The sequence below is a fragment of the Pseudomonas sp. PS1(2021) genome, assembly GCF_020405165.1.
Lineage (GTDB): Bacteria > Pseudomonadota > Gammaproteobacteria > Pseudomonadales > Pseudomonadaceae > Pseudomonas > Pseudomonas aeruginosa.
This window is the reverse complement of record NZ_CP084484.1, coordinates 2,254,109-2,279,666: the sequence shown is the minus strand read 5'-3', so window position 1 is coordinate 2,279,666 and position 25,558 is coordinate 2,254,109. Positions and strand designations below refer to the sequence as shown.

Sequence of the window (25,558 nt, the reverse complement as noted above, 5' to 3'; positions counted from 1 at the left end):
GATGAACCGACCATGTCCAACCCGCGTTCGCCACGTCTTCGACTTGTCCCCGTGCTCTGCGCGGTCGGCCTGGCCTGCCTTGGCCAGCCCGGCGAGTCGGCGGCAGAGGAGGTCCGCGCCACCAGCAGCGCCGAGATCCAGCGCTTCGACATCCCGGCCGGCGAACTGGCCCAGGTACTGCTGAGCATAGTCCGCCAGAGTCGCACCCCGATCGCCTTCGACCAGCACCTGGTGGAGGGCCTGCCGGCACCGGCGATCCAGGGCTCCTACAGCGTCGAGCAGGCGCTGCAGCGGGCCTTGCAGGGCAGCGGCCTGGAATACAGCCGCAGCGCCGCCGGCGTGCTCAGCCTGCAACGCGCCACGGCGCCGGATGCCGCGCTGCCGGCGGCGAAGCCCGCCGGGACCCTGGCCACGGTGGTGGTCACCGGCACCCGCAAGGCCGATGTCAAGGCCGGCGAGAGCCTGGCACCGATCGATGTGGTCAGCGCCGAGCAATTGCGCGACAGTGGCAGCGGCGACCTGCGCGACGCCCTGGTGCGCCTGCTGCCCTCGCTGTCGCGCCAGGCCCAGGCCTACAACGCTTCGGCGCTGACCAACGCGCAGTCGCTGCGCGGCCTGAGTCCCAACCACGTGCTGGTGCTGGTGAACGGCAAGCGCCGTCACGAGACCGCCAACATCAATGTCAGCGGCGGGCTGCAGAGCGGCTCCACCGGGGTCGACCTGGATACCATCCCGCTCGCCGCCATCGAGCGCATCGAGGTGCTGCGCGACGGCGCCTCGGCGCAGTACGGCTCGGACGCCATCGCCGGGGTGATCAACGTCATCCTCAAGTCGGCCGACCACGGCGGCCGGCTCGCCTACGACAACGGTCGCTACGGCGATGGCGACGGCCTGACCCAGAACGGCGGGGTGAATGGCGGCCTGCGTTTCGGCGAGAGCGGTTTCCTCAACCTCAGCGCGCAGTTCCGCGAACAGGCGCGGACCATCCGCGCCGGCATCGACCAGCGTACCGGGCACTACGGCAACCCGTCCATCGGCGACCCTTCGCTGCACCGCCAGGCGCTGGCCTACAACGCCGGCGTGGCGCTGGACGACAACGTCGAGCTGTACAGCTTCGCCACCTATACCCATCGCTCGGTGTCCTCGGCGCAGATCTACCAGTTGCCGTCCCTGGCGCCGCGACTCTATCCGAACGGCTTCACCCCGCGCATCACCAGCGACGAGGACGACTATTCGCTGACCCTCGGCGCCCGTGGCGGCGAGCTGTTCGGCGCCTGGGACTGGGACCTCAGTTCGACCTACGGTGCCGACCGCCCGGAGATCGGCATGGACCATTCGATCAACCTCGCCCTCTACGGCGAGACCGGCGATTCGCCGCGCTCCTTCGACCTGGCGCGCTACAAGGCCACCCAGTGGACCAACAATCTCGACCTGCGCCGCGACTTCGACCTCGCCTGGCTGCCGGCGCCGCTGAATTTCTCCTGGGGCCTGGAGCAGCGCCGCGAGCTCTACGAGGTCGAGGCCGGCGATCCCTGGTCCTACTACAACGGCGGTTCCAAGGCACTCCCCGGGCAGGCGCCGGCCACCGCCGGACAGTGGAGCCGCGACGTGCTCGGCGCCTATCTCGACCTGTCCATCGCCCTCGACGAGCGCTGGCAACTGGAGACGGCGGCGCGCTACGAGCACTACAGCGACTTCGGCAGCACCACCAACGGCAAGCTCGCCAGCCGCTACCGCTTCAGCCCCGAGGTATCGGCGCGGGCCAGTCTCAGCAGCGGCTTCCGCGCGCCGTCGCTGGCCCAGGAGAACTACACCAGCCTGGGCGTCTCGCTGACCATCGCCAGCGGCCTGCTGGCGGTCAACTCGCCGGCGGCCAGGCTGCTCGGCGCCGAAGACCTGGAGCCGGAAAAATCGATCAGCTACAACCTCGGCCTGGTGCTCGATCCCTTGCCGGACCTGAACCTGGCCATCGACGCCTATCGCATCGAGATCCGCGACCGCATCGTCGACGGTGCCACCTATTCCGGACAGCCGGCGATCGATGCGCTGCGCGCCGGCGGGATCAGCATCCCGGCCGGACTGACCCAGGTCAGCACCCACTACATGACCAACGGCGCCGACACCCGTACCCACGGCCTCGACCTCACCGCCAGCTACCTGACCCGGCTCGGCGAGTGGGGCCGGATCGACTGGCGCCTGGGCGCCAACGTCAATCGCACGAAGCTGGTCAGGAATCATCGCGGGCGCAACGGCCAGCCGCTGCTCAACGACCAGCAGCAGGCCTGGATCACCAGCTCCACGCCGCGCAGCCAGGTCAGCCTGCAGGCCGACTGGAGCTACCGGCGCTGGGGCCTGACCCTGCGCGAAACGCGCTACAGCAAGACGGTTTCCGAACTGGACTACTACACCGGCGAGCATGCCTATTCGACCACGGTCTTCAACCGCTTCGAGAACTCGCCCAAGTACATCACCGACGTTGCCCTGCGCTATGCGGCGAGCCGCAACCTGACCCTGAGCGCCGGGGCCAACAATCTGTTCGACGTGAAGCCCGACAAGCTGCCGGCCGAGAGCGCCTACCTCGGCTTCAACCAGTACGACACCTATGCCTCGCAGATCAGCTTCAACGGCGCCTTCTACTACCTCGGCGCGGCCTACACCTTCTAAGGAGGACGAACCATGAGCATCGAACTGCGCGGCGGCGTGCGCGCCTCCGCAGTCATCGGCGACAGTGCCTTCGCCCGCCAGGCCGCGCGTTTCCTGCCGGACACCCGCAGTCGCGCGGTGAGCGCCTTCGACATCCAGCAGAAGGCCCGCCTGGAAGAGGCGGACGGCCTCGACGGCGCGCTGTTCACCGTTTCCGCTGCCTGGCCCGACCCCTGGCTGGTCGCCGGCTGGGCTTTGGCCGCGGCGCCGCGCCTGCGCGCCACCGTCGCGCACCGACCGGGGAGCGCCCAGCCGACCGTTGCCGCGCGCGCCCTGGCCACTCTCGACGGCCTGTCCAACGGGCGCGCCGGCGTACACCTGGTGATCGGCTCCAGCGACGCCGACGTGCGCCGCGACGGCGACTTCGCCGACAAGGACGAACGCTACCGGCGCGCCGTGGAGTACCTGGAGGTCTTCACCCGCGCCCTGGAAAGCCGCGAACCCTTCGACTACCACGGCGAGTTCTACCGGCTGGAGGACGCCGGCAGCGGCTTCCTGCCGATCCAGCGGCCGCGCCCGCCGCTATCCGTTGGCGGCTCCTCGGCGCAGGCACAACGCCTGGCGGTGCGCTTCGCCGACGTCTACGCCGGCCACTTCGCCAGCCCCACGCAGACCGCGGAGCTCAAGCGCAGGCTGAACGAGGAGGCGGCGGAGCAGGGACGGCGGCTGAAGTTCTGGAAGCACTTCCAGGTGATCCTCGGCGACAGTCCGGCGGCGGCCCTGGACATCGCCGAGCACTACCGCCAGGCCGCTTTCGAACTGCTTCTGGCACGGCCCCTCGACGAACTGGCGGCATCGCCGCAGGTCGCCCGCGACGGCGAGCGCGACCGGCTCGCCCGGCTGGAGCCGGAGGCCTTGCGCGAATGGGTGGCGAATACCGTGCAGCGCAGCTTCGCCGGGGTGCTGGTGGGCAGCGTCGGCGAGGTGGCGGAACAGATCCTGGCCTTTCATCGCGCCGGCATCGAGATCGTCCAGCTCGAGGCCACCACCGAGAACGCCGAGGACATCCGCTTGCGCCGCCAACTGATCGAGCGCCTGAGGCGCGACGCATGAGCGGCGTCGCCCGCGAGGCCATGGAGGACGTCGCGCCGGCGCCTGGCGTCGGCGAGTTCGGCGTGGCCAGTTGTGGGGTGCTGCTGGCCTCGGTAGTGGGGGTGATCTTCGGCCCCACCGGGCTGGTGATCAGCAGCTTCTCGCTGTTCATCGAGCCGATCGCCGCCGACCTGGACTGGGACCGCGGCCAGTCGGCGCTGCCGGTGACCCTGCTGGGCCTGGCGGTAGCCCTGAGCAGCCCGCTGAAGGGCTGGCTGGTGGATCGCTGGGGCGCGCGCGCCCTGGTCCTGCCGCTGACCGCCGCGCTGGCCCTGTGCCTGGCCAGCCTGGCGCTGGCGCGCAGCGGCTGGCAGCTATACCTGCTGTTCGCGCTGCTCGGCCTGCTGACGCCGGGCAACATTCCCTATGCGCGGATTCTCGGCGGCTGGTTCGAGCGTCGTCGCGGCGCGGCCTACGGCATCCTCGGACTCGGCTTCGGCGTCGGCGGGCCGCTGGCGCTGTACCTGGGCAGCGCCTGCATCGACGCCTTCGGCTGGCGCGCCACCTTCCTCGTCTATGGCCTGCTCGAAGGCCTCCTGGCGCTGCCGCTGCTCTATGCGTTGTTCCGCGAGCGACCCGGCGACCTGCCGCAGGCGCGGCGCCCGCCAGCCGACGCGCTGCCCGGAGCGACGCCAGGCCAGGCCTGGCGCTCGGCGGACTTCTGGCTGATCGTCGGCAACCTGATCCTCGGCGTGTTCGCCGTCACTGGCGTGATGGTGCATGGCGTGCCGCTGTTGCAGGAGCGCGGCCTGTCGCGGGAAGTCGCCACCGACGTGCTGGCGGCGCTGTGGGTCGGCATGATCGTTTCGCAACCGGCGCTGGGCTACCTGCTGGACCGCTACGACACCCCGCGCATCGCCTTGCCGTTCGCCCTGCTGGCGGCGCTCGGGCTGCTGCTCCTGCTCCTTGGCGGACCGCCGGCGCTGCTCTGGGGCGCGGTGTTCCTGATCGGCCTGGGCGCCGGCGGCGAGACCGGCACCACCCAGTACTTCGTCAGCCGCTACTTCGGCCTGCGCCATTTCAGCGTGATCTATGGCTCGATCCAGCCCTTCACCTTCGCCATCGCCATCAGCCTGGGGTCCTGGCTGCTGGGTTACTTCTACGACCGCGCGGGCTCCTACGCGGGCTCGACGCTGGTCCTGCTCGGCGCGTTCGGCGTGGCGGCAGGGCTGCTGGTCATGCTCGGGCGCTATCGCTACGCCATCGACGGGGAGGCACGCAGCCATGGGCGAGACTGAACGGAGCAGGGCGGAGGTCGGCGTCTGGCTGCTGGCCGGACTGGCCTTCGTGGTCGGCACGGTGGAACTGGTGGTGGCCGGGGTGCTCGACGAACTGGCCGCCAGTTTCGCCGTCAGCCAGGGCCGGGCCGGGTTGCTGATGAGCCTGTACGCGCTGGTCTATGCGCTGCTCGGCCCGCTGCTGGTCTACCTCAGCGCCGGTATCGAGCGCCGCCGCCTGCTGGCCGGCGCGCTGCTGGCGTTCATCGGCGCCAACCTGGCCAGCGCCGCCGCGCCGAGCTTCGCCCTGTTGCTGGCGAGCCGGCTGCTGGTGGCGGCCAGCGCCTCGGTCATCGTGGTGGTGGCGATCACCCTGGCGGTGGCCATTGTCGCGCCGGAACGGCGCGGCCGGGCGATCGGTCTGGTGTTCGCCGGCATCGTCGCCTCGCTGGTGCTGGGCGTACCGCTGGGCACCCTGATCGGCGAGTTCTGGGGCTGGCGTAGCCTGTTCCTGCTGCTCGCCGGGGTCGCGTTGCTCGGCCTGCCGCTGCTCCTGCGCCTGCTGCCGGCCATCCCCGGCGCGCCCGGCATCGCCCCGGCGGAGCAACTGCGGGCGCTGGCCCGGGGCCGGGTGCCGTTCGCCCACCTGGCATCGCTGTTGCAGATGACCGGCCAGTTCACCGTCTACACCTACATCGTGCCGTTCCTGGTCGGCAGCATGGCCCTCGACAAACCGACCATCAGCCTGGTCCTGCTGGTCTACGGGGGCGGCGGCATCCTCGGCGCGCTGCTCGGCGGACGCGCCGCCGACCGCTGGCCGGGGCCGGCCACCTTCGTCGCCTTCCTGCTCCTGCACGCACTGGCCCTGGTCCTGCTGCCGTTCGCCACCGGCGGCCTGCCGCTGCTGCTGGGCGCGGTGGTGTTCTGGTGCGTGTTCAACATGGCGCCGGGGCCGGCGATCCAGAAATACCTGGTGGAACTCAGCCCGGACACCGCGGCGATCCAGATCAGCCTCAACACCAGCGCGATCCAGCTCGGCGTGGCCCTGGGCGCCTTCATCGGCGCGATCCTGGTGGACCAGGTGGCGGTGCGCGCGCTCCCCTGGTGGGGCGCCGCGCTGATCCTCGGCGCCGCCGCCTGCGGCTGGCTGTCCGCGCAGCGGCCGGCGGCGGGCACGGCGGACTGCCGGGAGCGCCTCGATTGATTCCCTACCGCGCGCCACGGGAACAGCCCCGGGCGCCGTTCCTCAACCTCCAGGCTCACTACCGCTATCCGTGGCGTGGCCTGCCAGCAGCGAACGCTTACCATGGATAGCCAAGGCTCCATCAAGAACACCCTGATCGCCCAGTTGTTCCAGCAGAACTACGACTGGCTGTGCAAGAAGCTGTCCTACCAGACCGGCTGTAGCCACAGCGCCGAAGACCTCGCCGCCGAGGCCTTCCTGCAGGTCTGGATGCTCCCCGACCCGGCGTCGATCCGCTCGCCGCGGGCGTTCCTCGCGACCATCGCGCAACGCCTGATGTACGAGAGCTGGCGGCGCAAGGACCTGGAGCGCGCCTACCTGCAGATCCTCGCCGAGGCGCCGGAGGCGGTGCAGCCATCGCCTCACGAGCAGTGGATGCTGATCGAGAGCCTGCAAGCCATCGACCGCCTGCTCGACGGCCTGTCCGGGCAGGCCAGGGCAGTGTTCCTGATGAGCCAGCTGGAAGGCCTGACCTACGTGCAGATCGGCGAACGCCTCGGATTGTCCCTGGGGCGCATCCACCAGTTGATGAAGGATGCCTTGCACTGCTGCTACCGGGGATTCCAGGAATGAGCGAGAAGCCGGAACGGCAACGCATCGTCGAGGAGGCCATCGAATGGATGGTGCGCCTGCAATCCGGCGACTTCAGCGCCGCCGAGGGCGATGCCCTGGAACGCTGGAAGGCGCTGTCGAGCGAGCATGCCGAGGTGTTCCGGCAACTGCTTGGCAGCCTCGCGCCGCTACAGGACTCGCCCTGGCGCGGCCAGCCGAGCGCTACCGTGCTGCGCGCCCTGGAGCAGCCGTCGAGCCGCCGGCGCTTCGTCGGCGGCGCCCTCGGGCTGTTCGTCCTGCTCGCCGGCGGCGCCGGCCTGGAGCGCTGGGTCCAGGCCGGCATGGGTCTGCCCGGCGAACTGGCGACCGGCACCGGCGAGCGCCGCGACTGGTTGCTGGCCGACGGCAGCCGCCTGCGCCTGAACGCGCGGAGCAAGGCGCGACCGCTGCTCGACGGCGCCCAGCGGCGCCTGGAGCTGCGGCGCGGCGCGATGCGCCTGGAAGTGAAGGAGGACCCGCGCGGCGCCTTCGCCCTCGACTGCGCCGCCGGACGGGTGGACTGCGCCAGCGGCAGCCTGCTGCTGGCCGAGGAGCGCGGGGCGATCCGCCTGGTGACCCTGCGCGGCAGCGCGCGGCTGACCACCGGTGAGGGACGCCAGCTGGCGGTGGCGGCACGACGTAGTCTGCTGTTCGATGCCGGCGGCCTGCTCGAACAGGGCCCGATGCAGGCCGGAGAGGATGCCTGGGCCAGCGGCTGGCTGGAGGTCCACGACCGCTCCCTGGCCTGGGTCGCGGAGGCCTTCCGGCCCTATCTGCCAGGCATCCTCCAGCTCGACGCGGAGATCGCCGGCAACCGCGTCAGCGGTCTGTTCCCGCTGGACGACATGCACACGTCCCTGGACATGCTCGGACGCAGCCTGCCGATCCGCGTGCTGCGATACAGCGACTACTGGATCAGCCTGCGCCCCGCCTGACTCATTCGTCGAAGAACAGCAGGCAACGCAGTTCGATACTCTGCCGCGGCGGCGCATCGGCCGGGGTGCAGGGATCGTCGAAGGCGGTGTGCGCGCCGAGGCGGGCCTGCGCGTCCTCCCGCGAATCGTAGATCTTCAGCAGCAGCGCTTCCTCCGGCAGCAGGCGCGGGTAGTAGTACCAGCGGTGCTCCGGGTTGGGCTTGACCGAGTAGGTTTCGCCCACCTTGTCGCGGTACACCAGGTCACTGGCCACCAGGTCGTCGAACGCCAGGCTGCGGGCGTCCAGCAACGCCAGCGGCGCGCGCTGCGCCGGGTGGCCGAACGGACGCCACAGGTTGACGATCTGGAAGCGTCCGGCCAGGCGCCGTTCGGCGCGTTCCGCCGGCAGGTGGTCGCGGACCCGGCGCGGCGCCGAGCGCAGGGTCTGGTCGTTGTGCACGTAGCGCACCGGTTCGCGCAGGCCGCGTTCTTCGCGCCCGGCCTGGTCGACGCGCAGCGTGTGGTCGAAGATCACCGCCTCGGCGGCGCCGGTCAGGCGGCGGAGCAGGGCGATGCTTTCCGGGTAGTAGCGTTCACGAACCTGGGCTTCATCCTCGAAATCGCCCACCGCGCTCGCCTCGCGCACCAGTTGGAAACCCTCGCGCTCCAGGCTGGCCGGTTGCGCCAGCAGACGCGCATTGCGGATCGCCACCCGGGTCGGCTGCAACAGCGCGCTGCGCTGCGGCGTCCCGGCGGGGGCCGGATAGGTGTAGGCGACCGGCCGTTGGCCGTTGTCGCGGATATAGTTGACCTCGGCCTCGACCTGCTCCGGCGCGTGCGCCGGCCATGCGTGTTGCTGGCAACCCATGTGTCGTTCTCCCGTTGCCAGCGGAGATGCCTCCGCTGCCGCGCCGCCGGATGCCGCGCGTGAACGGCCAATCTAGCCGCTGGCAGGCGGCGGCGAAACGAACATCGAGCGCTGGCGTCCTGCCTTCGTGGAATAAGCCCGGAGCGGCTCAGGACATCGCGTCGAGTCGTCGCCGCTGGCGATACTGGCGCGGCGTCATGCCTTTCCAGCGCCTGAAGGCATGGATGAAGTTGGACACCTCGCCGTAGCCGAGGCGCTCGGCGATCTCCTCCAGGCGAATCGCGCCGGTGGCCAGCAGCTCTTCGGCGAGGGCCTGGCGCACCTCGTCGAGCAACAGGCGGTAGCTGCTGCCCTCGTCGTCCAGGCGGCGACGCAGGGTACGCACGGTGAGGTGCAGTTCCATGGCCAGGGTCTGCATGTCCGGCAAGTGGCCGGGCGTCCTCAGCAGGCGGTCGCGGATGCGTCCGGCGAGACCGCCGCGCACCTGGCGGCGGGCGAGCAGGGCGCGGCACTGCTCCTCGCAGGCGCGCGCCACCTCTGGATTGGCGCCGGGCAGCGGGAGGTCGAGGAAGCGCCGTTCGAAGACCACCCGGTTGTCCGCCTGGCCGAACGCCGGGCACAGGCCCAGCTCGCGCACGTAGGGCGCGGGATCGGCGGGCGGTGGGCGGCGGAAGCCGGCGCGGAGGATCGGCAGGCGCTGCCCGGTGAGGTCGCGCTGGATGCGCAGCACGCCACCGGCGTCGCGTTCGAGGAGGAAAATCCGCAGGTCCTCGGGAATGCCGGCGTCGTCGAGCACCAGGTGCGCTTCGTCGTCGTGTACCTCCAGGCGGATGCCATGGAAGGCGAAGGTCAGGTCGAGGTAGCGCAGGCCCAGTTGCGCGGCGCTGAGGAAGGTCGGGCTGCTGAGCAGGGCGAAGCCCCAGATGCCGTAGGCGTTGAGGTGATAGCGCAGGCCTGCCGCCAGGCCCGGTGCGCAGGCGTCGCCCAGGTGCCGGACCAGGTTGCGCACTACGCTCAGTTCCTGGGCCGCGTCGATTTCCCCGGAGGGATCGCCGAGCAGGCGGATATCCAGGCCGCTACCTGCCAGGCACTGCTCCAGGCCGAGGCCGCGGTCGATGCCGAACTGGATCAGCAGGTGCGCGCTGATGGCGCTGCGGCGGGGAGACCAGGGCGGAGTGGGCATGGTGGCGTCCGAGGTTGACCGAAAATCACAACTTTATGTCCGGCCCGGCCATAACGCCAGTCGCCCCGGCGAACTAGGATGCTGCCATCCGCCGCTGGGCGGAATCGCGCCGGACGGCGTGGCAAGCAACAAACGGGAGCACAACAATGCACAACGAGTCCCGCCCTGAAGCCCCCTTGCGGGTGCTGGTGGTCGGCGCCGGCTTCGCCGGTCTCGGCCTGGCGATCCGCCTGCGACAGGCAGGCATCGACGATTACCTGATCCTGGAAAAGGCCGCCGACGTCGGCGGTTGCTGGCGGGAAAACCGCTACCCGGGCGCCGCCTGCGACGTCCCCTCGCATCTTTATTCGTTTTCCTTCGAGCCGAAGGCCGACTGGTCGCGCAAGTTCGCCCCACAGGCGGAAATCCTCGACTACCTGCGGCATTGCGCGGACAAGTACCGTCTGCGCGGGAAGATCCGTTTCCACTGCGAGGTGGAGGAGGCCCGCTTCGACGCCGGCAGCGGCGAATGGCAGGTGCGCTGCGCCGACGGCCAGACGCTGCGCGCACGGGCCCTGGTCTGCGCCACCGGCCAGTTGAGCCGGCCGCTGCTGCCGCGCCTGCCCGGCCTGGAGCGCTTCCAGGGTCCGGCGTTCCACTCGGCGAACTGGGACGCCGAGGTCGAGCTGGCCGGCAAGCGGGTCGCGGTGATCGGCACCGGAGCCAGCGCCATCCAGTTCGTCCCGCGGATCGCCCCGCAGGTGCAACGCCTGTCGCTGTTCCAGCGCAGCGCGCCCTACGTGATCGCCAAGCCGGACCGCGCCTACGCCGACTGGGAACGCCGCCTGAAGGGGCGCTGGCCGTGGCTGCAACGTCTGGATCGGGGGCTCAAGTACCTGCACCACGAATCGCGGATGCTCGCCTTCGCGACCTTCCCGGCGCTGATGAAGGTGATGCGGCTGAGCTTCCATCGTCACCTGCACCGGCAGATCGCCGATCCGCAACTGCGCGCGCGGCTGGTTCCCGACTACCCTCTGGGTTGCAAGCGCATCCTGATCAGCAACGACTATTACCCGGCGCTGGCCAGGAGCAATGTCGAACTGGTCGACACGGGCATTCGCGAAGTCACCGAAGACGCCGTGGTTGGCCGTGACGGCCGCCGGCACGAGGTCGACGCGATCATCTTCGGTACCGGCTTCGCCGCCACCGAGTTCCTCGCCCCGATGCGCATCCTCGGCCTCGACGGACGCGACCTGCGGCAGGCCTGGGCGGATGGCGCGGAAGCCTACAAGGGCATCAGCGTCAGCGGCTTCCCCAACCTGTTCATCCTTTACGGGCCGAACACCAACCTCGGTCACAACTCCATCGTCTACATGCTGGAAAGCCAGTTCCCCTACGTGCTCGGCTGCCTGCGCCAGCTCCAGGCGCAGGGCTTGCGCTACCTCGACGTGAAGCCCGAGGTCCAGCGGCGCTTCAACCTGGAGGTGCAACAGGGGTTGCGCCATACCGTCTGGGAGCGTGGCTGCGACAGCTGGTACAAGACTGCCGCCGGCAAGAACACCAACAACTGGCCGGGCTACACCTTCGTCTATCGCTGGCGTACGCGCCGGCCGGAGCTTGCCGACTATGACCTGGCCCGCTGAAGCGCCCCTGATGTCGCCGCCGCAACGCCTGCGCGCCGGTCTCCTGCGCGGCTGCCTGCGCCTGTTGTTCCGCGGGCTGGTCCGTCCGCCCATGCCAGTGGCGCTGCAACGCGGCGTGCTGCGCGGGCTGAGCCTGGCGACGCTGGGCGCCGGCGGCGTCGTTCGCGAGCGCCGCAGCCTCGCCGGCGTGCCCTGCGAGTGGTTGCGGCCGCGCGGGGTGGAGGCGCGGCGCCGGGTGCTCTACCTGCACGGCGGCGCCTACCTGATCGGCTCGCCGGCGACCCACCGGGCGATCACCACGCACCTGGCCCGGCGCTGCGCCGCCGAGGTTTGCGCGGTGGACTACCGGCGTGCCCCGGAACATCCGTTCCCCGCCGCCCGCGACGACGCCCTGGCGGTCTACCTGGCATTGCTGGAGGCCGGCCATTCGCCGCGCCGGCTGCTGCTCGCCGGTGACTCGGCGGGCGGCCACCTGGCGCTGTCCCTGGCCCTGGAGCTGAAGGCGCGCGGCTTGCCGTTGCCGGCCGGGTTGCTGCTGTTCTCGCCCTGGACCGACCTCAGCTGCCAGCGCCTGCACACGCCGGCGGCCGGCGACCCGCTGCTGTCGAGGGCCTGGCTGGAAAGCGCGGTGCGCCTGCTGCTGCCGGCCGACGCGGAGCCAGGCTCGGCCGCCCTGTCGCCGCTGCATGCCGACCTGGCGGGGCTGCCGCCGCTGCTGGTACAGGTCGGCGAGGACGAACTGCTGCGCGACGACAGCCTGCGCCTGGCGCAACGGGCCGGTGAGCAGGGCGTCGCGGTGCGATTGCAGCGCTACGCCGGTTGCTGGCACGTGTTCCAGGCCCATGCCGGCGTGCTGGCCAGCGCCGACCGGGCGTTGGACGAGGCGGCGGCGTTCGTCGTCGAATGCAGCGCGGAGGGCGGCCAGTGCAGAACATCCTGATCAGCGGTGCCGCCTCCGGGATCGGCGCCGCCAGCGCGCGGCTGTTCCACCGCCGGGGCTGGCGGGTCGGTTTGCTGGACATCGATGCCGAGGCGTTGCGCGGCTTGGCCGCGGAACTGCCGGGCGCCTGGCAGCGTGCCGTGGACGTCAGCGAGCCCGACGCGGTCGGCGAGGCGCTTGCGCAGTTCTGTGCCGATGGCCGCCTGCGCCTGCTATTCAACTGCGCCGGCGTCCTGCGTTTCGGCCGCTTCGAAGAGGTCGCCCTGGAGGACCACGCGCGGTTGCTGGCGATCAACCTGCAAGGCGTCCTCAACTGCTGTCACGCGGCCTTTCCGTTCCTGCGCGCGACGCCGCAGGCGCAGGTGCTCAACATGGGCTCGGCATCGGGGCTGTATGGCGTACCGGAGATGGCCGTCTACTCGGCCTCGAAGTTCGCCGTGCGCGGGCTCACCGAGGCGCTGGAGCTGGAATGGCGCCGCCACGGGATTCGCGTCGCCGACCTGATGCCGCCGTTCGTCCGCACGCCGATGGTCGCCGGGCAGACCTACCGACCGCCGGTGTTGCGTCGCCTGGGGCTGAGACTGGACGCCGAGGATATCGCCGAGGCGGCCTGGCGGCAGGCGCACAGCCGGCGGGTACACCGGCCGGTGGGCGGGTTGTTCACGGCGCTGTACTGGGCTGGGCAGTTGTCTCCGCCGTGGGTGAACCGAGCGGTGATGGCGTGGTTGTCGCGGGACGAATAGGCACTTGCGTTTATCCGCCGCTTATCCGGGTGTGGGGAGGTGACTGTTTTGACACATGCCAAAAGAGGGATGGATAGGCTAGAGCCCCTATAACACTAGGGCTCCAGCCGGAGAGGGACCGTGCGGGTGTTTGGAAAATATCGATCAGGATTGAGCAAGGAATGCAAAATATTGATCGTTAATTGGCACGGAATGAGCGCTAAACCATCCATCGCCCAAGCCAGACAACGCGCCCAATGATATCCAAGTCAGAAAGCTGGTCCTTGGGGACGACCATGTCCTTATACGCCTTGTTTTCGCTGATGATCGCGATAGAGCCATCGAACTGCCGTTGTAAGCGCTTGGCGTAGAGCTGATCCCCGACCCGAATCACATAGATCGCTTCATCCCGCACGGTTCTAAGGTCATGGTCGATAACAACGGCGTCGCCATCCGACAGGAGGGGTTCCATGGAGTCGCCCCCGACCCTTACTGCCGACATCCTGGTTGGCTCTAACCCCTTCTTGCTCAAGCTGTAGCGCGTAAAGGCAAGCTGCGTAAGAACGTGTGCGCCTTCGCTCCAGCTTCCATGTCCCGCGCTGACCCTCGCGTCATACAGGGGGACGTAGACGTATTGGTCCGATCCCGTAGCCTCCTGCTCTTCCGGCTTCTTACTGCCCTCACCGGTCATAAGCCAGCCCAGGCTCACGCCTGCCGCCTTGGCCAAGGAAATGAGCACTCTCCGGGTGGGTTCCCCGCCTTTCAAGTACCTCTGCAACCCGCCTTGGGATATTCCAGCATTCCTCGCTAAAGCGCTTGCACTCCCTGCTATAGCGACAATTGAGCGCAGCCTTTCGATGAAGGCAGCGTCATTTTCAGGTTCGGTTGCGGAACTTGAAAGGCTGGCGGTGCGCTCACTACGCGTTTTCATGTAAACCTAACTATTTGATTTAATTGATATTAATTCTATAGAGGTCGAAATCTGCCTCCTATAGAACTTGAAAACCGCTATAGAGCTTGTTTTTCAACTTCTATAGCGCTATGTTTATGCCCTAAGTCACGTTAGACACCCCTAAAAAACCACCCTGCCAGGTGGTTGAGATGGAACGTAGGCATGAACAGAACCGAAATCCCCCGCGACAACAACGTCCGCTGGGAGTGGATCAAATACCAGCTCCGCGCCAGGGGGTCGTCCCTGGCCGAGGTGGCCCGCTCCCTCGACGTATCCAGCCCGGCAGTCAAAAACGCCAAGCTGAACCCCTACCCTCGGGTAGAGCGCGCCATCGCTGCTGTGCTCGACCTCAGCCCCCTAGTGCTGTGGCCTGAGCGCTGGCTCGACGACGAGAATCCGAAGCGGCAACGGCCCAATCGCTCGGAGACCTTGCAGGCATATGTCAGACATATGCCAGGTGCTGAGGAAAATACCAGATACGCTGACCAAGCGCAGCGTAAAGCCGACGCGGGGGCTTGAACATGGCCCGCCGCAAAGACGACCGCACCCTGGACATCTTCGATGTTCCGCAGCCAGCCCGCGCTATACCCGGCGAGTGCAACTATGCCGCCCAGGTCAGCGAGCTGGTCAGCGAAATTCTGAAGGCCGCCAACCTCGACCGTTACGAGATTGCCGCCCGCATGTCGCGCCTCTCCGGCGATGACGTGAGCAAGAACATGCTCGACGCCTGGTCGAGTCCCGCCCGAGTTGATCACAACTTGCCTTTCTACCGCGCCGCCCTCCTGGAGGACGTCTGTGCGAGCCACCTGCTGACCAACTGGCTGGTCGATGTGCGTGGCGGCCGCGTGGCCTATGGCCGAGACGCACTGCTCGCCGAACTGGGCCGCCTGGAGCGGACCCGCGAGGAAGCGGGTCGACAGGCGCGTGAGCTGAAACGAATCCTGGGGGAGCCGTGATGACAAACACCGACCTCAAACCGCTGCTCGACAACCTGCGGAACGCTACCGAGTTCTGGAACCTGGTCAAAGAGGCCAGCGCTACGGACGAAAGCACCGTTCACAACCGCTCCTACCGGGACGCACTCGACTGGCTCGAATCGGCGGCCTTGGCCCTCGGTGACGCCCTGATCGCCCAGCGCAAAGCTGTCGGGGGCGACCATGAGTGAATGGTTCTCCGCACAGAAACTGGCCGGCCTGCCCGGACTGCCTGGCACGGTTCAAGGCATCAATAGTCGCGCCATCCGCGACTCATGGCAGCAAAGAAAGCACATGGGTAGAGGCGGTGGGCGTGAGTACCACATTTCCAGCCTCCCCGAGGAAACCCGCGCCGCACTGCTGAACGCCGCCCTGGGCGAGGTGGCCACCAAGGTGGTCCGCCAGGAGACGCAACTGGCCCTGGTCGAAACCAACCGCCAGCAGCTGGTCGCCGACGCCCGCCAGGGGGTGCTGCACGCCCTAGACCTGCTGATGGCCCGCACCGGCTACAGCCGGAAGCGCTCCATTACCCTGATGCTGGACATGGCGCGCCTCGGCCAGGTCGAGCCGCAACTGCTCGCCATGCTCAAGATGGCCCGCGATCCTCGCGGCCGCCCGAGCGCGGATGGCCTGCCGAGCGTGCGCAGCCTGGAGCGCTTCCTGGACCAGGCCGAGCGTGGCGCCCTGGTGCCGAAGGTCCGCCGCCCGGACATGAGCGTTCCCGACTGGGCGCCTGCCTTCATGACGATCTACCAAGGGCCGGAGAAGCGCAGCGCCCGCGCTGCCCATGCACTGCTGGAGAAGCACTGGCAGGGGCAAATGCCCAGCCTGGACCAGGTCTATGCGTTCCTGCGCAAGGTCGGCAACGTCAGCCGCGAGGTCGGGCGCATGGGTGAGCATGAAATCAAGGCGCTGCGCCCGTTCATTCGCCGCGACTTCACCAAGCTGCTCCCGACCGACGTCTATTCATGCGACGGCCACACGTTCGACGCCGAGGTCCAGCACCCGATGCACGGCCGGCCCTTCCGGCCGGAAATCACCACCATCATCGACATCCGTACCCGTCGAATTCCGGGATGGTCCACCGGCTTGGCTGAGTCGGCCCTGGTGGTGGTCGATGCCCTGCGCGACGCCTGCACCAAGGGCGGCATTCCGGCCATCTTCTACGTGGACAACGGCTCGGGCTACATCAACCACATGATGCGCGACGAGGCGGTCGGCCTTATGGGCCGCCTGGGCATCGACATGAAAAACAGCCTGCCCTACAACAGCCAGGCGCGGGGCGTGATTGAGCGCGTCCACCAGAGCCTGTGGATTCGGGCCGCCAAGGAACTGCCCGGATACATCGGCGCCGACATGGACCGCCAGGCCAAGCTGGCCACCTTCAAGCTGACTCGCCGGGCCATTGCCAAGGGCGGCACCATGCCGCTGATGTCCTGGGAATCTTTTGTCGCGTTCTGCGAGCAGCAGATTGCCGAGTACAACGACCGGCCGCACAGCAGCTTGCCGCGCATCGTTGACCCGAACACCGGTCGCCGCCGGCACATGACCCCCAACGAAGCGTGGGCGCTGCACGAAGCCGATGGCTTCAGCCCGATGCGGGTCACCGACGACGAGGCCCGGCCGCTGTTCCGACCCCAGGTGCTGCGCACCGTCCGCCGCTGCGAACTGGAGTTCATCGGCAACCGCTACTTCGCCCGCGAGCTGGAGGAATTCCACGGCGACCAGGTGGCCGTGGGCTACGACATCCACGACGCCAGCAAGGTGTGGGTCTACGACGGCGAGGGCCGCTTCCTTTGCACCGCAGAGCTGAACGGCAACAGCCGCGACTACATGCCGGCTTCGTATGTCGAGCGTGCCCGCGAGAAACGCGCAGAGGCCCGCGAGAAGCGCGCCCTGGCTCACCTCGACGAGATTCGCGCCGAGCGTGACGGCGGGTATGCCCTGGAAATGGATGCGCCGCTGTCCATCCCCGGCCTCGGCACGATCACCCCTGAGCAACTCCGGTCGCGCAGCGCCGCGACCCTCGAAATGCAGGCCGAGCGGATCGACGAACCGCGCCCGGCCGCAGCCACCGCCCAAGCCACCACCGCCCAGGTCTTCACCCTGCCGACCGCTCCCGCCCAGCGCTACCGGCAGTGGTGCGAGCTGGCCGAGCGGCAGCGCTCCGGCCAACCCATCGAGCCGGACGCCGCCCAGTGGTTCGAGGTTTACCCCAAATCCAAAGAATTCGCCGCCCAGCAGCGGCAAGCATGAAAGGAGCTGTATTCATGACCACCCCGAAAACCACCCAACTGGCCAGCGGCATGGCCGACATCGCCAACATCGCCCTTTGCGATATCGCCCTGGAGAAAGCGCTGTCGCGTACCTCCACCTTGCCCGGCCTGGTCTGCTTCTACGGCCCGTCCGGCTTCGGCAAATCCGTTTCGGCCGCCTGGGTCGCCAATCGCCGCCGCGCCTACTACGTCCAGGCCAAAAGCGTCTGGACCCGCAAGCACACGCTGAAGTCGATCCTGGGTGAAATGGGCATCAAGCCGGCCGGCACCATCCCGGAAATGGCCGACCAGATCGCCGAGGAACTGGCCGCCAGCGGCCGCCCGCTGATCATCGACGAAATGGACCACCTGGTCGCCGCTGGCCAGGTCGAGCTGATTCGTGATCTGTACGAGTCCAGCCAAGCCTCCATCTTGCTGATCGGCGAGGAAATGCTGCCGACCAAGCTCAAGAAGTACGAACGCTTCCATGGCCGCGTTCTGAGCTGGGTTCCGGCCCAGCCAGTGTCCCTGGAAGACGCCCGCAACCTGGCGCCGGTCTACAGCCCCGGAGTGGCTATCGCTGACGATCTGCTCGCGCACCTGGTGAAGAAATCCCTGGGCTCTGTCCGTCGCGTCGCGGTGAACCTGGAGCAGTTGGCCGAGGCCGCCACCGTTCAGGGCCGGCGCGAGCTGGAACTGGCCGACCTCCAGCGCCTGAACCTGGAGCTGTACACCGGTGCGGCCCCGAGCCCGAGGACTTCGAAATGAGCCTCGGCAAGAACCCGGCTCATCTCTGCATGGTCGGGGGCAAGAGCCCCCGCCAGCAGATGTGGGAAGTCATCCGGGCCAACCGCGAAGAGTTCACCGTCTACCGCGTGGCGCGCCGCTCCAACCAACACGACAAGACCGTCGAGAAGTATGTCGCCTGCCTGCGCCTGGGCGGCTACGTCGAGGCGATCCGCGGATTCAAGCGCGGCGAAGAGGTCGTTTTCCAACTGGTCCGCGACAACGGCGTCGAGGCACCGAACCTGAACGCCGATGGCAAGCCATCCCAGCAGGGATACACCACCGAGGCGGTCTGGCGGACGTTGCGAATCCTCGGTCCAGCGACCCCGGAGCAGATCGCCGCATCGGTGGCGGCCTCGGGCACGACCGTGTCGCCCAGCACCGTTCAGCGCTACTTCATCGACCTCCAAAACGCCGGATACCTGACCCGCAACGGCCGCCATTACGCCCTCAAGCCAGGCCGCTACACCGGCCCTCGGCCGCCCATCGTCCAGCGCGAGACGCGCCGCCAGGTCTACGACCCGAACCTTGATCAGGTCATGTGGAGTTCGCACGGCGAGTACCAGCACAACCGGAGTCGCTCCAAGAAATCAGAACAGGAGGTGCCGCCATGCGCCGAACACTGATCCCCATCGGCATCTTCCTGGCCCTCGGCCTGCTGCTGATCCTGGCCGGTGATGCTCTGATGCTCGGCCGCCGCCTCATTGCCTGGCAGTGGGGTGCTGATGGAACGCGCAATCGATCTGTCGGCCTGGGGTGAGCGTCCGCCTGTCTTCGTCCAGTTGCTGGCCGCCGAGGTGGCCCGCAGCAGCCAGACGAAGGCCGGCGAGGCAATCGGCATGAGCCGTTCGACCGTCAGCACCATCCTCGCCAACCGCTACCCGTCGCCCTCGACGATCCGCGTCGAGCGCCGCGTCCTGGCCGCGCTGAGCCGTATTGAGTGCCCGGCCTTGGGCGAGGCGGTGACCTCGGTCGAGTGCAGCGAGTACCTCCAGCGGCCGGCGCCGCTGAACAACCCCGTCGCGATGCGCTGCTGGAAAGCGTGCCGCGCCTGTCCACGCAACCCGCATACCGCCCCCATGAAACGAGAGGAACAAGGCCATGAGAACCGCATTGCCCTTGAAAGTCTTGACGCCTGACCTGGCCCTGAGCCTGCGCACCTTCAACGATGCCGCCCGGTTGCTCCAGCGCATGGGGGTTCGCCTTCATCGCCTGGAGCCGACAGAGGGGCGCGTGACCATCGCCGCAGATGACGCCCGCCAGCTCCTGGAGAAGGGGCTCCTGCTGGGTTTCCAGCGCGAGGCCTCGGCCGGCAGCACCCGTTACATCACCCGCTTCCAGGGCATCACCCTGGCCTGGAGCGAACCGATCAGCTACCGCGACTTCGCCGGCAGCAAACCCGTAATTCACTGAACAGGAGAACGCCAACATGGCACCGAAGAAACGTCTGAAATCCGCTGCCGCCGTCTACGTCCCGCAGACCCGCGAGCAGGTCATCAGCGATATCAAGAACATCGGCGACCTCCAGCGCGAGCTGGCCCGTCTGGAAACCGCAATGAACGATGAAATCGGCCAGATCACCGAGCGCTATTCGGAGCCGGCCGAAGACCTGAAGAAGCGCCTGGCGGTCCTCCAGGGCGGAGTCCAGTCCTGGTGCGAGGCCAACCGTGCCGAGCTGACCGACAACAACAAGGTCAAGTACGCGAACCTCACGACCGGCGAGGTCCAGTGGCGCATCCGTCCCCCGTCCGTGACTGTGCGCGGCGCCGATGCGGTCCTGGAGCTACTGCGCAGCAAGGGGCTAATCCGCTTCATCCGCACCAAGGAAGAGGTGAACAAGGAAGCGATCCTCAACGAACCCGAGGCCGTCCAGGGGCTGCCGGGGCTGACCCTGAACACGGGCATCGAAGACTTCGCCATCGTGCCTTTCGAAGCGGAGGTGCAGTGACATGGCCGAGGAAATCAGCATCGACACCATCATGTCGCAGGCCCAGGTATTCGCCAGTGCTTGGGCGCTGGTCGGGGGCACATTCGACGACGGCCACGCCATCGAGAACGCTGAGGAAGCCAAGGCTGAACTGCGCGAAATGCTGGAGGACTTCTGTTCGAACACTGACCTCCTGCGCGTGGCTGAGCTGCTCACCTCTTGGCACCAGAACGGGATGGGCAAGATTGATCAGGCGCTGAATGCGCCGGATACGGCCGAGGTTCGGATTGGCTCGGCCAGGCTCACTGGTTCCCAAGCCATCGGCTTCCGAATCGGCCTACGAGTGGCCCGCCAGTGGCTTGGCACACTCCCGCTATCGCTCACCAAACAGGAGGTGTGACATGGCCCGCAACCGCGCGCAACAGCTGTGCATCGTCACCTTGGATTATCAGCGCTTCCTGTTACCCCAGGCTGATGCACTCAAGCTGATAGACATCATGAGTCGAGCCGCAGAGGTTCAGGCCGACTACGCCTCTGGAGCTGGGTTCAAGTACACCGTCGGCGAAGTGCCGGAAGTCGAGTTGACGATAGTACGCCCCAGTCAATTGGTCATGCCGCAGGCCGAGCCGGCCCCAGCTACACCACGCGCTCGCCGGAAGTCTCCGGCCCAGGTCACGCACGATGCCATTCGGCTGCTGGAGGGCTCTGATCATGACCAAGACGTTCGCCATGTGCCGCATCGACGGCCTGATCGAGCTGCGGGAGGAACACCCAGGCGAGGGCTACTTCGCCCTTGCCGTGGGCGACTTGGCCAGCGTGCGGGCGGCGGTCTTTGCAACCGCTGAGCCGCACCAGGTCGGCAAGAAAGTCGCCCGGCGCGTGCCGGGTGTGAGCCCCGACGCCACCGACCGCGAAAACCTGGGCTCCATCGCCCGGTACATCCAGACCCTGGGCCAGCAGGATCGGCCCGGCTTCCGTGCGCTGGGGTGTGTGAAATGCAGCAGTCCAACCCCTTCAATCACCCCGGACAGAGCTACGGCGCCGTAGACGTCGATAGCCGACTCCGCGCCGTTGCCGGCTTCGACCTGGAGCAATGCCGCGCCGCGCTCGCGGTCACCGGCCTCCAGAAGATCGTCGAGCAGAAAATTCGCACCCGCATCCGCCAGCTGGAAAAGCAGGCATCCGCACAGAAGGAGGCATAGCCATGGCCGTATACACCATCACCCTAAGCGACACCGAAGGCGGAATAGATTTCTCCATGCAAGGCCCGCCGCTGCACGACTCCGAAGCATCGAAGATCGCCTACGCCCTTATGCAATCGACCATGTCCCTCGGCCGAGAACTCGCAAAGCAGAACGGAGTTGGTAACGCCGTTTCCTGCGCCTGCGACGAGTGCCTGGCACGGCGCGCTCGCGGTGAGGAACCGCAGCAGGAAATCCACTACACCACGGCCAAGAACCGCACCGTCCACTGAGCGAAACCGCCCCGGCCTGGCCGGGACGGTCTGCCGGACGTGGTGGTCCGGTACTGATGAGCAGCCACCCATGACGAACGAAACTAAGACGGACCGCCAGCGCCGCCTGGCGCGAGAACGCCAACGGGCGAAGCGCGAGCGCGATGCCCTGCGCCGCGCTGCGCTGGGCGGTCGCCGCTTCAACATGGACATGTACCAGGGAACGGCTGATGCACTCGATCTGATCTGCGCGGCCGGTGGCTTCGCCGAGCCGGCCGAGGCGGTCACCTTGCTCCTACACAACGTTGCCGAAATTGCTGAGCGTGACGCGTCACGTTTTGCCGAATTGATCCAAAAGAGAAGCCATCCAGGGAGGACCAAGCGATGAGCCTACGCGCCGTCAACCTCGCAAAAATCCACATCGCCAAGACCCAGCTCGGCATGGACGATGACACCTATCGCGCATTGCTCGCTCGCGTCGCGGGCGTGCGCTCGGCCAAGGACTTAGGGCCGCGCCAGGTCGATCAGGTGCTGGTCGAACTCCAGCGCTTGGGCTGGAAACCGAAGAGCAATCGGCAAGGCCGGGCGACGCCAAAAGTGCCGCAAAACCGGCAAACCGTGCTGCGCAAAATCACCGCGCTCCTGGCCAGCGCCCATCGCCCCTGGAGCTACGCCGACCACATGGCCCGGCGCATGTTCCAGGTCGAGCGGGTCGAGTGGCTGGACGACAGCCAGCTCTACCGGCTGATGCAGGCGCTTATCATTGACAGGAGCCGCCATGAGTAGGTCTGAAGTCGATCTTCGGGAGGTCCAGGACATGCTGCCGGATACCGTCCGCGACATGGCCGGACGCATCGGCCTGCCGGCCACGCTGGTAGTAGTCGAGCAGCTCGGCGGCACGTCCTGGCGGATAGCCGAGGGCCGGGCGCGGAGGGGCGAAGCGCGCCGGGCTGCGCTGGCCGAGCTGTTGGGCAGCGACATCGAGGAGCAGCTCCACACGCACTATCGGGGCGAAGAAATTTACGTGGCCCGCTGCCACAAGGCGCTGGTACGGTGGCGCGACCTGGAGATCGTCGAACGCTTCGAGCAGGGCTTGCGTGATGGGCAAACCGCCCGTAGCCTGCTCAGCGATCTTGCCCGCAAGTACAACCTGTCCGACCGACTGCTGGATATGGGAGATTGTCAACCGGCCGAGCGAGCCGGCACCGCAGCAATCCACCCTGTTCCACTAAGCCGGGGCGCAACGCCCCGGCCGGCGTCTCCGCGCCGATCCTATCTCAGCCGTTGAAGTCAATCATCTAATTCCCCTAGCATGTCGCCGCCACGATGGCGGCATGAAAGAGTTCAACGCCCCGCATCCACCGCGCAGCCCACGCGACTACGCCGCCGCCATCCTGGCCGAGCCCAGCCGCGAGCGTCGTAACGCTCTGCTGGAAGCCTGCCCGGTCAACTGGCAGCCGCTCGTTCGGGCGCACGTCGAGGACGCCTTCGCGAAGGTCAAGGCGTATCGCCAGATGATGGACAACCGCGCCGAGTCGATCCCGGCGCGGCCCGCCTCCTGCTCCCCGCGTCACCGACACCGATTTCCGCATATCCAACTACACCAAGTCCGCCCCGGAGGTAGGCAATGCGCACCTATCCGCAATTCGGGCAGCGCTCGCAACGGAAGCACCAAATGCCTGATCCCGCATCCACCTCGGCCGGCAGCGCCGCGCTGCTGAAAATGTTCGGCATCCACATCAGCGCGGGCGCCCTGGCTGCCGCCCTGGGCTTCCTGGTCCTGTGGCCCCGAACCATGAAAGAGGGGTTCGCCCGGCTGTTCTGCACCATCGTCGCGTCCAGCGTCTTTGGGCCGATTCTGGTGGTCTACCTGCACTCCAACCGCCCCGAGCTGTTCGAGTCGGCCCAGGTGGTGGCCGGGCTCTACCAACTGGAGCCAGCGGTCGGCCTGCTGTTCGTTTCCGCTCCGCTCCTGGTGATTGCCGGTCTGCCCGCCTGGTGGCTGATCGGGGCGGCCCTGCGCCTGTTTGAGCGGGACGGCGATTCATGGCTGGGCGCGTTCGCCCAGTGGGTAAAACGCAAACTGGAGAACAACTGATGGCCCTTCAACCTCGCGGCATCCGCAACAACAACCCCGGCAACATCGTTTGGTCGGCACGCAACAACTGGCAGGGTCAACTCCCCACGACCCGCAGATCGAACCGCGCTTCTGTCGTTTCGACACGGCGCATAACGGCACCCGCGCATTGGCCAAGCTGCTGCTGAACTACCGCAAGGTCTATGGCCTGCGCACCGTCGAATCGCTGATCGCACGCTGGGCGCCGTCGAACGAGAACAACACCCGCGCGTATGCCTCGGCCGTGGCCCGAGCGATGGGAGTTCCGCCGCAGGCCAGCCTGCACCTGGACCAGGCCACCCTGGTCGCTCTGGTGACCGCCATCATTCACCAGGAAAACGGGCAGCAGCCCTACAGCGCCGAGCAGATCGCCCAGGCCGTGCGGGAGGTGCTGTGATGCAGCGCCCCAGCGGAATCAGCCTCAGCGATCTGTTCGCGATCTGCCGTGAAGACCCGGCCAACCGATGGCTCTGGATACGCCTCTATCTCCGCGACCTGCTGGCCCGCGTCGTGATTCTGGCCTTCATGGCACTGGTGCCGCAGGCCTCGCCTATGGCCTGGGCGGGGCGTTCGCCTACGGCTTCATGCAGACCGTTGCGTCCTACCAGGTCCAGCTCAGCGTCGAGAAATCGCCATGACCTGGCGCGTCGGCCTGGTTGTCTTTGTGCTCCTGGTGATGGTCTGGACGGCCGGCTGGTGGGGCGGTCGCGAGGCTGGCCTGGCCGATGGGCGCGCTGCCTGCGCCGACGCACAGACCCGCGCATATCGCGACGTCCTGGAGCAATCGGCGGCACAACTGAAGACGGTCCAGGACACCAGCGCGGCTCTTTTCCAGCGCCTGGCCCAGCGGGCCGACAGCGACCAACAAACTACTCGGGAGCTTCGCCATGCCCTGGCCGAAACCGCTGCTGATCGCGCTGCCTGCCGCTTTCCTGCTGGCGTCATGCAGCAGCTCGAAACCGCCCGTCAACGTGCCTCCCAGGCCACTACCGGCGGCCTTGGCTCAACCGTGCCCGACCCCGGTGGCGATGACTGATGACAGCCCCGATGCCGCCGCAATTGCCCTCAAACAACTCTACGACCAATACGGCGCCTGCGCCGGCCTGCACTGGGACACCGTGCGGCACTTTCAAAAGGACTGATCCGATGACCGAAAAGAAAGCCTCTCCTGAGTTCGAACTGCTGCAACGCATCGACGGCCGCCTGGAGCGCTTCGAAGACCGATTCCCGCAGATCGAACGCAAGGCCGTGCTGTACGGCTCGGCGGCCGGCGCGCTGGCGGGTGGCCTGGTTGCCTGCGGCCTGCTCGCGGCGCGTATCAAGCTCGGTATCTGAGGTAGTCCATGGCGCACCCGAAGGAAACCCGCGACGCCCTGCGCCGCGCCTACGTCCTCGACCGCCAGTCCCTGGAGGTCGCGGCCGCCATGTTCGGCGTCTCCTACGGCACCGCCCGCCGCTGGAAACAGCAGGCGGAAGCCGAGGGGACGACTGGGACAAGGCGCAATCGGCGCAGTTGCTGGCCGGTGGTGGACTGGAGGACGTGGCGCGCCAGGTGCTGGCCGGTCTGGTGACCCAGTTCCAGGCCACCATGGAAGCCGTCCAGGTAGACGCGGACATCAAGCCCGCCGTGAAGGTGCAGCTGCTCGCCAGCCTGGCCGACGCCTACAACAAGTCGATCAGCGCATCGAAGCGGGTACTACCGGAAACCTCCAGCCTGGCCACCGCAATGGAAGTCATCCAGCGCCTGGCGGCCTTCATCCGTGAACAGTTCCCGCAGCACGTCCAGGCCTTCGCCGAGATTCTGGAGCCGTTCGGGGAAGTAATCGCTAAGGGGCTGAAATGAACGCCGAGGAAAAAGAGTTCCTACGGGAACTATCCGCCATGGCGCAGCAGCTGCGCCGCGACATCGAGGCGCAACAGATCGGCGGCTCGATAGCTCCCCGGAAGCTCGGGCCGAGCGGCGTCGTCGCGTACTGGTAGATCGCGATTTCGAGTTCTTC

General features: G+C 67.5%; 32 protein-coding genes, 1 other RNA gene and 3 pseudogenes. 33 read left to right on the top strand and 3 right to left on the bottom strand.

The window, feature by feature from the left end; all coding sequences use genetic code 11:
• Positions 1-12: 12 nt before the first annotated feature.
• The 6 genes from LE197_RS10760 to LE197_RS10735 all read left to right on the top strand — a co-directional run bounded on the left by LE197_RS10760 (position 13) and on the right by LE197_RS10735 (position 7,781).
• Entirely contained in the window at positions 13-2,664 is a 2,652-nt protein-coding gene (locus tag LE197_RS10760; protein WP_023109153.1) for a TonB-dependent receptor, read from the top strand.
• Between the two features lie 12 nt (positions 2,665-2,676).
• Positions 2,677-3,756 carry an LLM class flavin-dependent oxidoreductase gene (locus tag LE197_RS10755; RefSeq protein WP_003120261.1) on the top strand — a complete coding sequence of 360 codons (1,080 nt, stop codon included), beginning with the start codon at positions 2,677-2,679 and terminating at the stop codon, positions 3,754-3,756.
• Positions 3,753-5,033, top strand: a complete 1,281-nt coding sequence (locus LE197_RS10750; RefSeq protein WP_012614210.1) for an MFS transporter — start codon at positions 3,753-3,755, stop codon at positions 5,031-5,033. Before LE197_RS10755 ends, LE197_RS10750 begins: the two co-directional genes overlap by 4 nt.
• The gene (locus tag LE197_RS10745) at positions 5,020-6,216 is read left to right on the top strand and encodes an MFS transporter (RefSeq protein WP_003121674.1); all 1,197 of its coding nucleotides are present in this window, start codon (positions 5,020-5,022) and stop codon (positions 6,214-6,216) included. The genes LE197_RS10750 and LE197_RS10745 overlap by 14 nt, the downstream gene beginning before the upstream one ends.
• 102 nt (positions 6,217-6,318) lie before the next feature.
• Positions 6,319-6,828: a sigma-70 family RNA polymerase sigma factor gene (locus LE197_RS10740; protein WP_003107976.1), complete on the top strand. Its 510-nt coding sequence runs from the start codon at positions 6,319-6,321 to the stop codon at positions 6,826-6,828.
• Positions 6,825-7,781, top strand: coding sequence for a FecR family protein (locus tag LE197_RS10735; protein ID WP_003118512.1), 957 nt, complete (start codon positions 6,825-6,827; stop codon positions 7,779-7,781). Before LE197_RS10740 ends, LE197_RS10735 begins: the two co-directional genes overlap by 4 nt.
• A 1-nt stretch (position 7,782) precedes the next feature.
• Here the strand turns inward: LE197_RS10735 and LE197_RS10730 are convergent, their stop codons facing one another.
• A complete protein-coding gene (locus tag LE197_RS10730) occupies positions 7,783-8,628 on the bottom strand; it encodes a CmcJ/NvfI family oxidoreductase (protein ID WP_073666575.1) in 846 nt (281 codons plus the stop codon).
• 148 nt (positions 8,629-8,776) lie between these two features.
• Entirely contained in the window at positions 8,777-9,811 is a 1,035-nt protein-coding gene (locus tag LE197_RS10725) for an AraC family transcriptional regulator (RefSeq protein WP_003118509.1), read from the bottom strand.
• A gap of 146 nt (positions 9,812-9,957) precedes the next feature.
• Between LE197_RS10725 and LE197_RS10720 the strand changes: the two genes are divergently transcribed.
• The 3 genes from LE197_RS10720 to LE197_RS10710 are packed head-to-tail and all read left to right on the top strand — an operon-like array spanning position 9,958 to position 13,116.
• Positions 9,958-11,433 carry a flavin-containing monooxygenase gene (locus LE197_RS10720; RefSeq protein ID WP_003121673.1) on the top strand — a complete coding sequence of 492 codons (1,476 nt, stop codon included), beginning with the start codon at positions 9,958-9,960 and terminating at the stop codon, positions 11,431-11,433.
• A gap of 10 nt (positions 11,434-11,443) precedes the next feature.
• Positions 11,444-12,373, top strand: a complete 930-nt coding sequence (locus tag LE197_RS10715) for an alpha/beta hydrolase (RefSeq protein ID WP_003121672.1) — start codon at positions 11,444-11,446, stop codon at positions 12,371-12,373.
• A complete protein-coding gene (locus LE197_RS10710; RefSeq protein WP_003121671.1) occupies positions 12,358-13,116 on the top strand; it encodes an SDR family oxidoreductase in 759 nt (252 codons plus the stop codon). The genes LE197_RS10715 and LE197_RS10710 overlap by 16 nt, the downstream gene beginning before the upstream one ends.
• A 199-nt stretch (positions 13,117-13,315) precedes the next feature.
• Here LE197_RS10710 and LE197_RS10705 read toward each other — a convergent pair whose 3' ends face one another.
• Positions 13,316-14,026, bottom strand: a complete 711-nt coding sequence (locus LE197_RS10705; protein WP_023109220.1) for an XRE family transcriptional regulator — start codon at positions 14,024-14,026, stop codon at positions 13,316-13,318.
• 183 nt (positions 14,027-14,209) lie between these two features.
• Between LE197_RS10705 and LE197_RS10700 the strand changes: the two genes are divergently transcribed.
• The 24 genes and pseudogenes from LE197_RS10700 to LE197_RS10585 all read left to right on the top strand — a co-directional run bounded on the left by LE197_RS10700 (position 14,210) and on the right by LE197_RS10585 (position 25,538).
• Positions 14,210-14,566: a helix-turn-helix domain-containing protein gene (locus tag LE197_RS10700; protein WP_015987628.1), complete on the top strand. Its 357-nt coding sequence runs from the start codon at positions 14,210-14,212 to the stop codon at positions 14,564-14,566.
• Between the two features lie 2 nt (positions 14,567-14,568).
• Positions 14,569-15,003: a hypothetical protein gene (locus LE197_RS10695; RefSeq protein WP_015649675.1), complete on the top strand. Its 435-nt coding sequence runs from the start codon at positions 14,569-14,571 to the stop codon at positions 15,001-15,003.
• Positions 15,003-15,212, top strand: a complete 210-nt coding sequence (locus tag LE197_RS10690; protein ID WP_015649674.1) for a hypothetical protein — start codon at positions 15,003-15,005, stop codon at positions 15,210-15,212. Before LE197_RS10695 ends, LE197_RS10690 begins: the two co-directional genes overlap by 1 nt.
• Positions 15,205-17,277 carry a DNA-binding protein gene (locus LE197_RS10685; protein WP_015987629.1) on the top strand — a complete coding sequence of 691 codons (2,073 nt, stop codon included), beginning with the start codon at positions 15,205-15,207 and terminating at the stop codon, positions 17,275-17,277. The genes LE197_RS10690 and LE197_RS10685 overlap by 8 nt, the downstream gene beginning before the upstream one ends.
• Before the next feature lie 14 nt (positions 17,278-17,291).
• Positions 17,292-18,044, top strand: a complete 753-nt coding sequence (locus LE197_RS10680) for an AAA family ATPase (RefSeq protein WP_003099407.1) — start codon at positions 17,292-17,294, stop codon at positions 18,042-18,044.
• Positions 18,041-18,688 carry a hypothetical protein gene (locus LE197_RS10675; protein WP_015987630.1) on the top strand — a complete coding sequence of 216 codons (648 nt, stop codon included), beginning with the start codon at positions 18,041-18,043 and terminating at the stop codon, positions 18,686-18,688. The genes LE197_RS10680 and LE197_RS10675 overlap by 4 nt, the downstream gene beginning before the upstream one ends.
• Positions 18,673-18,822 (top strand): hypothetical protein, encoded by a 150-nt coding sequence (locus tag LE197_RS10670; RefSeq protein WP_226034026.1) that lies wholly within the window; start codon positions 18,673-18,675, stop codon positions 18,820-18,822. Before LE197_RS10675 ends, LE197_RS10670 begins: the two co-directional genes overlap by 16 nt.
• A complete protein-coding gene (locus LE197_RS10665) occupies positions 18,788-19,201 on the top strand; it encodes a hypothetical protein (protein WP_003099415.1) in 414 nt (137 codons plus the stop codon). Before LE197_RS10670 ends, LE197_RS10665 begins: the two co-directional genes overlap by 35 nt.
• A complete protein-coding gene (locus LE197_RS10660) occupies positions 19,164-19,475 on the top strand; it encodes a hypothetical protein (protein ID WP_023102200.1) in 312 nt (103 codons plus the stop codon). Before LE197_RS10665 ends, LE197_RS10660 begins: the two co-directional genes overlap by 38 nt.
• A 16-nt stretch (positions 19,476-19,491) precedes the next feature.
• Positions 19,492-20,010, top strand: a complete 519-nt coding sequence (locus tag LE197_RS10655; protein WP_004365124.1) for a host-nuclease inhibitor Gam family protein — start codon at positions 19,492-19,494, stop codon at positions 20,008-20,010.
• 1 nt (position 20,011) lies between these two features.
• Positions 20,012-20,389 carry a hypothetical protein gene (locus LE197_RS10650; protein ID WP_004365122.1) on the top strand — a complete coding sequence of 126 codons (378 nt, stop codon included), beginning with the start codon at positions 20,012-20,014 and terminating at the stop codon, positions 20,387-20,389.
• A gap of 311 nt (positions 20,390-20,700) precedes the next feature.
• Positions 20,701-21,036, top strand: coding sequence for a hypothetical protein (locus LE197_RS10645; RefSeq protein WP_226034025.1), 336 nt, complete (start codon positions 20,701-20,703; stop codon positions 21,034-21,036).
• Complete coding sequence (locus LE197_RS10640; protein ID WP_003094506.1) at positions 20,985-21,191, top strand: hypothetical protein; 207 nt, start codon at positions 20,985-20,987, stop codon at positions 21,189-21,191. The genes LE197_RS10645 and LE197_RS10640 overlap by 52 nt, the downstream gene beginning before the upstream one ends.
• 2 nt (positions 21,192-21,193) lie before the next feature.
• Positions 21,194-21,463 (top strand): hypothetical protein, encoded by a 270-nt coding sequence (locus LE197_RS10635; RefSeq protein WP_015972857.1) that lies wholly within the window; start codon positions 21,194-21,196, stop codon positions 21,461-21,463.
• An RNA gene (locus LE197_RS10630) (hammerhead ribozyme type II) lies at positions 21,462-21,533 on the top strand. The genes LE197_RS10635 and LE197_RS10630 overlap by 2 nt, the downstream gene beginning before the upstream one ends.
• Positions 21,534-21,830 (top strand): hypothetical protein, encoded by a 297-nt coding sequence (locus tag LE197_RS10625; protein ID WP_003099427.1) that lies wholly within the window; start codon positions 21,534-21,536, stop codon positions 21,828-21,830.
• On the top strand, positions 21,827-22,228 hold the full coding sequence (locus tag LE197_RS10620) for a gp16 family protein (RefSeq protein WP_003137292.1): 402 nt from the start codon (positions 21,827-21,829) through the stop codon (positions 22,226-22,228). The genes LE197_RS10625 and LE197_RS10620 overlap by 4 nt, the downstream gene beginning before the upstream one ends.
• Positions 22,221-22,674 (top strand): annotated as a pseudogene (locus LE197_RS10615) (Mor transcription activator family protein). The gene LE197_RS10620 and the pseudogene LE197_RS10615 overlap by 8 nt, the downstream one beginning before the upstream one ends.
• A 395-nt stretch (positions 22,675-23,069) precedes the next feature.
• A complete protein-coding gene (locus tag LE197_RS10610; RefSeq protein WP_015649662.1) occupies positions 23,070-23,540 on the top strand; it encodes a hypothetical protein in 471 nt (156 codons plus the stop codon).
• Positions 23,540-23,955 (top strand): annotated as a pseudogene (locus LE197_RS10605) (structural protein). The gene LE197_RS10610 and the pseudogene LE197_RS10605 overlap by 1 nt, the downstream one beginning before the upstream one ends.
• A gap of 237 nt (positions 23,956-24,192) precedes the next feature.
• Entirely contained in the window at positions 24,193-24,594 is a 402-nt protein-coding gene (locus tag LE197_RS10600) for a hypothetical protein (RefSeq protein ID WP_015987634.1), read from the top strand.
• 110 nt (positions 24,595-24,704) lie between these two features.
• Positions 24,705-24,893, top strand: a complete 189-nt coding sequence (locus tag LE197_RS10595) for a hypothetical protein (RefSeq protein ID WP_003094538.1) — start codon at positions 24,705-24,707, stop codon at positions 24,891-24,893.
• Positions 24,894-24,901: 8 nt separating this feature from the next.
• A pseudogene (locus tag LE197_RS10590) lies at positions 24,902-25,401 on the top strand (DUF1804 family protein).
• Positions 25,398-25,538, top strand: a complete 141-nt coding sequence (locus LE197_RS10585) for a hypothetical protein (protein ID WP_226034023.1) — start codon at positions 25,398-25,400, stop codon at positions 25,536-25,538. Before LE197_RS10590 ends, LE197_RS10585 begins: the two are co-directional and overlap by 4 nt.
• Positions 25,539-25,558: the final 20 nt, after the last annotated feature.